Here is a 7639-nt window from a genome sequence, read left to right on the forward strand (position 1 = left end):
CGTAATTACTTTACAAAAAATACACCATACAGAACGATAATAGCAAAGAAAATCAATACCATTGCTCCAAAAACAAAGAACGCACTGATATATTTTTTGGCACTGTTCATATCATCATATATTGATGATAGTTTTTCGTTATTGATATTCTTGTTTCTTACTTCTTCTACATCAATATCCTTGACTAGCTCATCTAGTGTCAAACCAAAATAATCACTAAGAAGCACAAGGCGTTGAAAGTCTGGATATGATTGGCACGATTCCCATTTGGAAATTGTTTGACGGGATACATGCAGTTCTGCACCTAATTCTTCTTGTGATAAGCCTTTAGATTTTCTCAAATTAATTAGTTTTTCATTGAAATTCATATATTAATTCTCCTTTAAGTTAAATTCATTTGCGATCGCGAATTTAGTATTGCAGATATATAGATTTTCTTCAACCAACCATTATTGGAAATCTGTCAACTGTTGATAACATGGCTTATTTCCATAAAATCATGCAGAATTTCTAATATCTATTGGCATTGATTTTTATATAGAATCAGAAATATGATCTGTATTAGAACTATTTGTCTGATTTATCTTTTTTGTTAGTTTATTGATTAGTTTGGTTTTTTTCTTGATATACTGATATCGAATTTCTTTATAGGGTATCCAGATTTCAGCTTCAATAATTCTATCATAGATGGCGTCAACAACAATGCTGCATTGCTTACCATAAGGCATTTTATGCTTATTCATATAGTAATGTAATGTTTCTTCATACATCCAATTATATATTTTTTCTCTCTGTTTCGTCTTTAACTGAGAGAATCTTTTATCAGTTTGAAGTAGTTTTCCATTGACTATTTTATGATTTTTTCTTGACATGATGTAGCCTCCAGTAATAAAAAGATTTATATATAGTATAGCATATGAAAAAATATCAAGAATAGCAGAATGTTTAAATATCTCAGTAAATCATCTTTCTTTTTGAACTGTTTTATTGATTTCTTTTTTATCGACTTTTGTTTTCTTTATATCATTCAGAGCTTTTTTTACAGAAGTTTTTTTTGACGTGATTCTTGATGTTAGCTCTTGTTCTTGCTTTTCTATTTTCTTGATGTTTTCTTTTGTTTTTGCAGATAAATAAGTCATTTTTTCCATGACCTTGAAAAGCCCACTTTGTGTTAGACTGATAACTCCTTTATCATGATTTCTTCTTTTGACTTCCACTGGATTTTTTCCAACGATGATACGACGGATATTCTTGAAATGATTATTGACTTGATGAATCTCATTTCCTAATCGTGTGAGTGTATCTATTGATTTATCAGCAGATTGCTGAATCTTGTCAAAACATTGCTGACATTTTTGTAGCAATCCTTTAACATTTAAGGCTTTCATAGTTGAAACTAAAGCGTCTTTTCCTTTTGATTTGAATTCTTTGATACCATGTTCAATAGTGGTTTTGATGAATTCTTTAGTCTTGATGATATTATCTTTAGCAAGATTGACTTTATCAGTCACGTTATCTACAGCACGAAGTGCAGTTGCTTTTAATGTCTTTTGCTGAATTGTTCCTAATTCCATTCTTACATTGTGAAGTTCATTAAGCACTGCATCCAGCTGTTTTTCAGTTGTATCGACATAATCAATAATGAATTCCAATTGCTTTTTTTCGTTATTCATTCCCTGATATTCCAGCAGTTCGATAAATTCTTTGATACTTTCGTAATCTTTTAATGATTTCATTGTTGTTAACTCCTTTCTTTCAATAGAAAAACCAGTCCATAAAAAGACTGGTATATAACTATTTTGATTTTATATAATGAGTTATTAAATGCTACAGTAAACTTGTCAACTTTCTAGATTACAGTCCCATCATATCTTTTACAACACGGTCAGACATCTTGACAGTGCCTACAAGCACGAGCATATTAAATATGATTTCACCTACATAGCTCCATACCATGCTTACAGCACTTGCCTCTGGATCAATGACCGGTGGACTTCCTGCAAATTTTGTAAATATGATGCAGGACAGTATGATGATTGCTCCTTCCATACAGACACTGGCATATGACCTTAGAAATGAGTAACATACACTTTGTGTAGATTCTCCAGCAGCTGCAGACAAGGGAATAGGGGAGATAGCTGTATACATATACAATTTAAAGAAGCGACTGTATACTGTTAGTATCATAATGAAAGACAATATAGTAATAAATATACTTCCTAGCAGAGTTACTGCCCAAAGAGGTATGCTTTCTAAAAAACCTACATCCTCGATTGCTGTAATGATTGCATCTGGCAGTACGGTTTCAGTCGCAGTGCCAACACCTACAGTTGTCATGATAGTACTTGTAATTCCCTGTATTATGTCAAAGATTGCTAACATGAATTCCATGCCATATACCACAAGACCACGAGCTATGGCAAAACGAATGAATAATTTTGCAGCCTGTTCTGGTCTTTTGATGTCCTGAAAGCTTGTACAGGTTTTAACCAAGCCAAATACAAAAAATAAGACAAGAAGAGCCAATCCAATGGCAATGAGTGCATTATGGATTGTTGTTATGGCTTGCCATATGCCACCACCTTTGAAATTTTGCGGGGATTGGGTGAGAAGCAGCCATATTTCAGCTAACTTTTCATTCCAAGTGTTGATTGCATTAGTGAGATTGTCGAGGATTCCACCCATTTGTTTTCACCTCACTTTTTGTATTATTAAAATGCTTAACCACCGACAATCAGATTTAATATTTCTTTTGCAAAGGTAATGACGATTCCGCCTGCGACAGTCAAAAATCCATTAGCCCTTTGGCTGGGATCATGGCTTTTTAAGGATAAACCAATCTGAACAACACCAAAGCCAAGCAGAATCATCCCAATCGCACGAATAAGACTGAAGATAAAATCACTTAGATTATTGACTACAGCAATTGGATCTCCTGCTGCATGTACATGTAGTACGCCAAAGTTCAATAAGATAATAAAAGCTGTATAGAATGCTAAAAATGTAGTTGTTTTTTTATTTAATTTCATTTATAAAATCTCCTTTACTGTTTTTCTTGTCCCTTGAAATATTCTTCAAGGTCTTCTTCACTTAAAAGTTCATATTCTTCATCACTGAGCATGATATTTTGCCAGTCATCAATGGTATGATGGATTTCATTGTGATGAAAAGCGATGCCATTTCCATCTCTGGTGTATTTAACATTAGGATGTTTGAGAATATCATATTTTTTATCAAGGATCGGTAGTTCTCCTCTTATGAATAGAAGAGCATAATCATTGTTGAGCAGACGTACTTCATCCGCTGTTAGAAGTTCACGACCTGCCTGCTGATAGTTGGTAGAGTAGCTTCCACTTTTTCCACTTGATTTACCATAGGTGTTTGTATCCAGTGTTTCTTTACCTAAATATTCACTCATGAATTTATGTGTAGACTGTTCATTTCCACCCAAGTAATATAAGGTGTCGCAATTTCCCACCAAGCTTTCCCATGCATCTTTGTAAAGAGCTTTTAATTGTGCTAAGTTCTGTATAATGATGGATACAAATATCTGTCTTGAACGCATGGTAGCAAGTAGTTTATCAAATTCATCGGGCAGGGCAACATTGGCGAATTCATCCATAACAAAATGCACTGGGACAGGAAGTTCACCATTATGGATAATATCGGCACTGTAATACAGCATTTGAAAAAGTTGAGTATAAAGCATTCCAATTAGAAAATTGAATGTTGAATCATTGTCAGGTATAACACAAAAGATTGCTGTCTTTCTTTCTCCTACTAGATTTAACTCAAGCTCATCAGTAGCTGTTAGCGAAGCAATGCTTTCAAGATTAAAAGCAGCCAGACGTACACCAACAGAAATCAGAATTGATTTTGCGGTTTTTCCAGCAGCTTGTTTATAGATCTTATACTGTTTAACAGCTAGGCTTTCTGGCTTGACTTTTTCTAAATCATAGAATAAATAATCAAGAGGACTCATATAATCTTCATCATCTTCCTTTGGATCAGCTGCAACAATCATTTCCATGACCATAGAAAAGTTCTGTTCATCTTCAGGAGCTTCATTAAGCAGATAAAGACATAAGGCTTCAAGAAGTGCGGTTTCCGATTTTTCCCAAAAGGGGTCAGTTGATTGGGAATTCTTAGGAGTTGTATTTCTAATAAGATTTGTTATCAGCTTAAGAACATCTTTATCATCTTTAATATAGGTAAATGGATTGTATCCATGCGATCTATTCATGTTGATGAGATCAATGACTCTGATAATATATCCTTCTTTTTCAAGTAGTACTCCTGTATCACGAAGAATCTCACCTTTAGGATCAAGAATCACATAGGACGTATTACACTGCATGATATTAGGCTTACCATAAAAACGTGTTTTTCCAGCTCCTGATCCACCGATGACAAGGGTATTGAGGTTTCTTCTATGTTTTTTTCCATTCAAACCTATATAGACGTTTTGACTAAGTATTTTATTTTGTGACATATCCTTATCTGCATATTTTTTATTTATGGTCTTGGGATTTGCCCATTTTGCAGAACCATATTCCTCCTGTCTGCGATAGTTTCTGCGAGTGGAATAGTAGATACCTATGCCAATACCATAAATCAGCAAAAAGATGAATATGGTTTTGAATGTATCCTTGCACCAATGAAAAGAGAAGGGGTGATTGATGGCATTGCTTAAATAAGGCAATGCACCAATCAGACCTTTGTCCATGTAAGGTGCAATAAGGACTGCTAGCCAGATAATAGGAATAACAAAAAAGCCTATGAGAATATAGTCGGTTGTTCTATCGTTCTTCATAGGCTCTTTTCCTTTTTATTGGAACTGCATCACATGATTTAATGATAAGATCATCAATGAAATCGTAATTCTTATCTTCCTTGATTTGCTTTTCTTTTAGAAGAGTCAGTGCCTTGATGAGTATTCTTCGTTCCATATCAGTAACTTTTATTGCATACTGTTCTTCCTTGTTCATCTTTCATGCTCTCCTGCTTCTTTTTGTTTTGTCTGTTCCTGTTGAGCATACAATCCATATTTGATATTTGTAGAGACGCTGTCAGTAACACGACTGATGTTTTCAAGTTCCTGCTTGATTTCTTTAGGGTTCATGGAAAAGAAATGTTCATTTGAAGATGAAACAAACATAGTGTTATAATCACCAATTCCATATCTTCTTGAAATCATATATGCTGAACATTCAGCTTGAAAGGATGCTTCTTCTCTGGTTGCACCCATATCTATATATTCAATCATGCAGTATTCTCTAATAATACCATTAATCATTGCTTTGGGATCTAATCCATCTTTGACAAGAATCTTTTGAGATTCAGGATCAAAATATACTCGCTCAAAACTCTTCGTATCCTGTTCGATGACCTCTGGCAGTATATCTTTTTTATAGATCAAGGCACTTAGTATTTCCTTTGTGCTATATTCTGGAGAATGAATATGATTATTTTTACCTTGCAGTTGAGAAATATCAAATACAAACTTTGGATTGTAAGAGATTCCAGCACTTCCATCCTTGCGAGTATATTCTCCGGGTTCTAATATTTGGATACCTTTTTGTCCTTTTCGAATATATTTATTATCTTCTCGCCAATGACTGATGTCTTTTAGCTGTGTTGCATTGGGATTTTGTGCCATGACAAGTAATGTGTTAGTGACGGTATAATCAAGCTGAGATTTCAGATTAAGATAAGTTAAAAAGTTATCTGCACTTTCCACAGCTTTTTCAACCTGTTCATTTGCCATGTTGAATAATGATTGTCTTTTGTCATTCATCATCTTAGCAAATTCTTCTTTAGACCATTTATGTTGTTTCTGTTCGTTCATGATTTATCTCTCCTTTGTTTTTTTATTTTTTGATTTGTTTCTTTGTTTTGAACGTCCTGATTTTTTATGCGACATCTTGTATTCATTGAGTTTAGCTCGAACAGAAGGACGTTCAGTATTTTCTTGCATTGAGATATGCTCGAACGGATTGTCTTTTGTTTTCTCTGTCCAAGCTTTCTTCGGGTTTATATCACTGTTTTCCTTTCTGTTTTTCTGTTCCTTGTTTTTTGTTGAAGCCATTAGCTTATGAACAAGATCATCATGTTCTTTATCATTGAGAATAGGAACATCTTTCAATGGATTTTGTCTTTCGTTGAGGATTGAATTTCGAATAGCGTTGGTATCGATGGTTGCTAATTCATACTTGTCAACAATTCTGCTTATCTTCGCAGCATCTTCAGCACGAACCATGATGTCACAGATACCATCAGTGTTGTTTTTTTCTTTGAGCACAGAATATAGAACTCCATAACGTTTGGCTTCTTCACAGAAAGTTTTTAAATCCTTATGTCTTATGGCAAAGACTTTTAATTCTTTGCCAGACTTTAACATGGAATTAAGTCTAGCCTTTCCTTTGATTTTTTTTCTGTCTGTCAAAATAGCATAAAGCGTTGCCGCCAAAGATTTAGATGCCATACCACCAGCTTTGAGTGCCACATTAGCAGCAACTTCAATGCCCTGTAAAGTCATTCGTGTCATTTGATCGGCAGTTTCTCCACCTGTTGCCATTGTTTTCACACTCCTTTAATTTTGAATTGATTGGAAATATTTAGAAATGCAAAAAAGCGATGAAATGAATCATCGCTTTAGAAATAGAATTGATTAAATTGTATAGAAAAAGGTATGGCTCCGCATCAATCTGCACATCCAACCTCGAGCGGTCAGAAAACCATACCTATAAGAGTATACTCTCTTTCTAAGGAGAATATACCATGAATATTGAATAATGTCAATATTATTCTATATATTAGTTGACTTCATTATTCTATATATTAGTTGACTTCATAGTAATTGGATAATAAATAATACAGTGTACTTTCTTTTCTATCTATATGAAGACGAATAACACTACATATATTATCTATAAACTGCAATCCAAATTCTAAACGAGAATCCTGTTGGATAATTGACAAAACATTATGATTAAGTTTGATAGAATTTATGATTTTTTCTTCAAAGTCTTTTTTATTAAATGTGTCGAAAATAATATCTATTTGTTCATCGATATTTAAAACGATATTATTTAGAAGTTGTAAATAGATTCGTTCTTTAATATCTTGATTAAATTTATTGCCATCTTTTTTATATACGCTATAAATTACAGAGTAGTTTAAAGAATCGATATGTTCGAGCATACAAACTTTTATTTTCTGATATTCCTTATCCAACAGAACTGATTTAAATTCTGTAAACAGTTTTTCCTTTTTCTTGGGAGGGATTGGGAAATTTTTTACCTTCTTTTTAAACCTTTTAAAAGCATCATCAGTTTTTGACTTTGATTCAGTCAACAACCCAGCAACTATAAAGTAATCTTTGCACTCTGTTTCATCAACAAATAATATCATTGTATATTCTCCTTTTTCTATTTCTGTAAATAGTCTTTTCATATTCTATCAGTTATCTGTTAACATTTCTATATTCTTTGTTGATTTTTGTATCTTTTTGATTGTCGCGTAAATTGAAAAACTAAATTCCATCCCTAAATCAATTTATATGGAATTTAATTTTACAAATCCAATGATAGAATTTAATTCTGCAAACTTTTATAATAATAGTGGGTATTCCTTCTAC

At 33.2% G+C, this 7639-nt stretch carries 10 protein-coding genes; all 10 read right to left on the reverse strand.

Features of this window, described 5'->3' with window-relative positions:
* Positions 1 to 5: 5 nt before the first annotated feature.
* Positions 6 to 368: a helix-turn-helix domain-containing protein gene (locus tag B5E48_RS09775; RefSeq protein WP_087304905.1), complete on the reverse strand. Its 363-nt coding sequence runs from the start codon at positions 366 to 368 to the stop codon at positions 6 to 8.
* Between the two features lie 165 nt (positions 369 to 533).
* On the reverse strand, positions 534 to 872 hold the full coding sequence (locus B5E48_RS09780; protein WP_206080737.1) for a hypothetical protein: 339 nt from the start codon (positions 870 to 872) through the stop codon (positions 534 to 536).
* Between the two features lie 90 nt (positions 873 to 962).
* Positions 963 to 1736, reverse strand: coding sequence for a DUF6674 family protein (locus B5E48_RS09785; protein WP_087304906.1), 774 nt, complete (start codon positions 1734 to 1736; stop codon positions 963 to 965).
* Positions 1737 to 1854: 118 nt separating this feature from the next.
* A complete protein-coding gene (locus B5E48_RS09790; protein ID WP_087304907.1) occupies positions 1855 to 2685 on the reverse strand; it encodes a VirB6/TrbL-like conjugal transfer protein, CD1112 family in 831 nt (276 codons plus the stop codon).
* Between the two features lie 35 nt (positions 2686 to 2720).
* Positions 2721 to 3029, reverse strand: coding sequence for a glutamyl-tRNA amidotransferase (locus B5E48_RS09795; protein ID WP_087304908.1), 309 nt, complete (start codon positions 3027 to 3029; stop codon positions 2721 to 2723).
* A 14-nt stretch (positions 3030 to 3043) separates the two neighbouring features.
* Positions 3044 to 4813: a VirD4-like conjugal transfer protein, CD1115 family gene (locus tag B5E48_RS09800; RefSeq protein WP_087304909.1), complete on the reverse strand. Its 1770-nt coding sequence runs from the start codon at positions 4811 to 4813 to the stop codon at positions 3044 to 3046.
* A complete protein-coding gene (locus tag B5E48_RS09805) occupies positions 4800 to 4988 on the reverse strand; it encodes a hypothetical protein (RefSeq protein WP_087304910.1) in 189 nt (62 codons plus the stop codon). The genes B5E48_RS09800 and B5E48_RS09805 overlap by 14 nt, the downstream gene beginning before the upstream one ends.
* The gene (locus B5E48_RS09810) at positions 4985 to 5848 is read right to left on the reverse strand and encodes a hypothetical protein (protein WP_087304911.1); all 864 of its coding nucleotides are present in this window, start codon (positions 5846 to 5848) and stop codon (positions 4985 to 4987) included. The genes B5E48_RS09805 and B5E48_RS09810 overlap by 4 nt, the downstream gene beginning before the upstream one ends.
* A 3-nt stretch (positions 5849 to 5851) precedes the next feature.
* On the reverse strand, positions 5852 to 6577 hold the full coding sequence (locus tag B5E48_RS09815) for a PcfB family protein (protein WP_087304912.1): 726 nt from the start codon (positions 6575 to 6577) through the stop codon (positions 5852 to 5854).
* Positions 6578 to 6840: 263 nt separating this feature from the next.
* A complete protein-coding gene (locus tag B5E48_RS09820) occupies positions 6841 to 7413 on the reverse strand; it encodes a DUF3800 domain-containing protein (protein WP_087304913.1) in 573 nt (190 codons plus the stop codon).
* Between the last annotated feature and the right edge of the window lie 226 nt (positions 7414 to 7639).

The organism is Massilimicrobiota sp. An105, from assembly GCF_002161155.1.
Taxonomy (GTDB): domain Bacteria; phylum Bacillota_I; class Bacilli_A; order Erysipelotrichales; family Coprobacillaceae; genus Allocoprobacillus; species Allocoprobacillus merdigallinarum.

What these genes read in the sequence shown, in the direction of transcription:
- B5E48_RS09780 (WP_206080737.1), bottom strand. Translation starts at nt 872, where the DNA reads ATGTCAAGAAAAAATCATAAAATAGTCAATGGAAAACTACTTCAAACT.
- B5E48_RS09775 (WP_087304905.1), bottom strand. Translation starts at nt 368, where the DNA reads ATGAATTTCAATGAAAAACTAATTAATTTGAGAAAATCTAAAGGCTTA.
- B5E48_RS09795 (WP_087304908.1), bottom strand. Translation starts at nt 3,029, where the DNA reads ATGAAATTAAATAAAAAAACAACTACATTTTTAGCATTCTATACAGCT.
- B5E48_RS09800 (WP_087304909.1), bottom strand. Translation starts at nt 4,813, where the DNA reads ATGAAGAACGATAGAACAACCGACTATATTCTCATAGGCTTTTTTGTT.
- B5E48_RS09790 (WP_087304907.1), bottom strand. Translation starts at nt 2,685, where the DNA reads ATGGGTGGAATCCTCGACAATCTCACTAATGCAATCAACACTTGGAAT.
- B5E48_RS09810 (WP_087304911.1), bottom strand. Translation starts at nt 5,848, where the DNA reads ATGAACGAACAGAAACAACATAAATGGTCTAAAGAAGAATTTGCTAAG.
- B5E48_RS09805 (WP_087304910.1), bottom strand. Translation starts at nt 4,988, where the DNA reads ATGAACAAGGAAGAACAGTATGCAATAAAAGTTACTGATATGGAACGA.
- B5E48_RS09785 (WP_087304906.1), bottom strand. Translation starts at nt 1,736, where the DNA reads ATGAAATCATTAAAAGATTACGAAAGTATCAAAGAATTTATCGAACTG.
- B5E48_RS09820 (WP_087304913.1), bottom strand. Translation starts at nt 7,413, where the DNA reads ATGATATTATTTGTTGATGAAACAGAGTGCAAAGATTACTTTATAGTT.
- B5E48_RS09815 (WP_087304912.1), bottom strand. Translation starts at nt 6,577, where the DNA reads ATGGCAACAGGTGGAGAAACTGCCGATCAAATGACACGAATGACTTTA.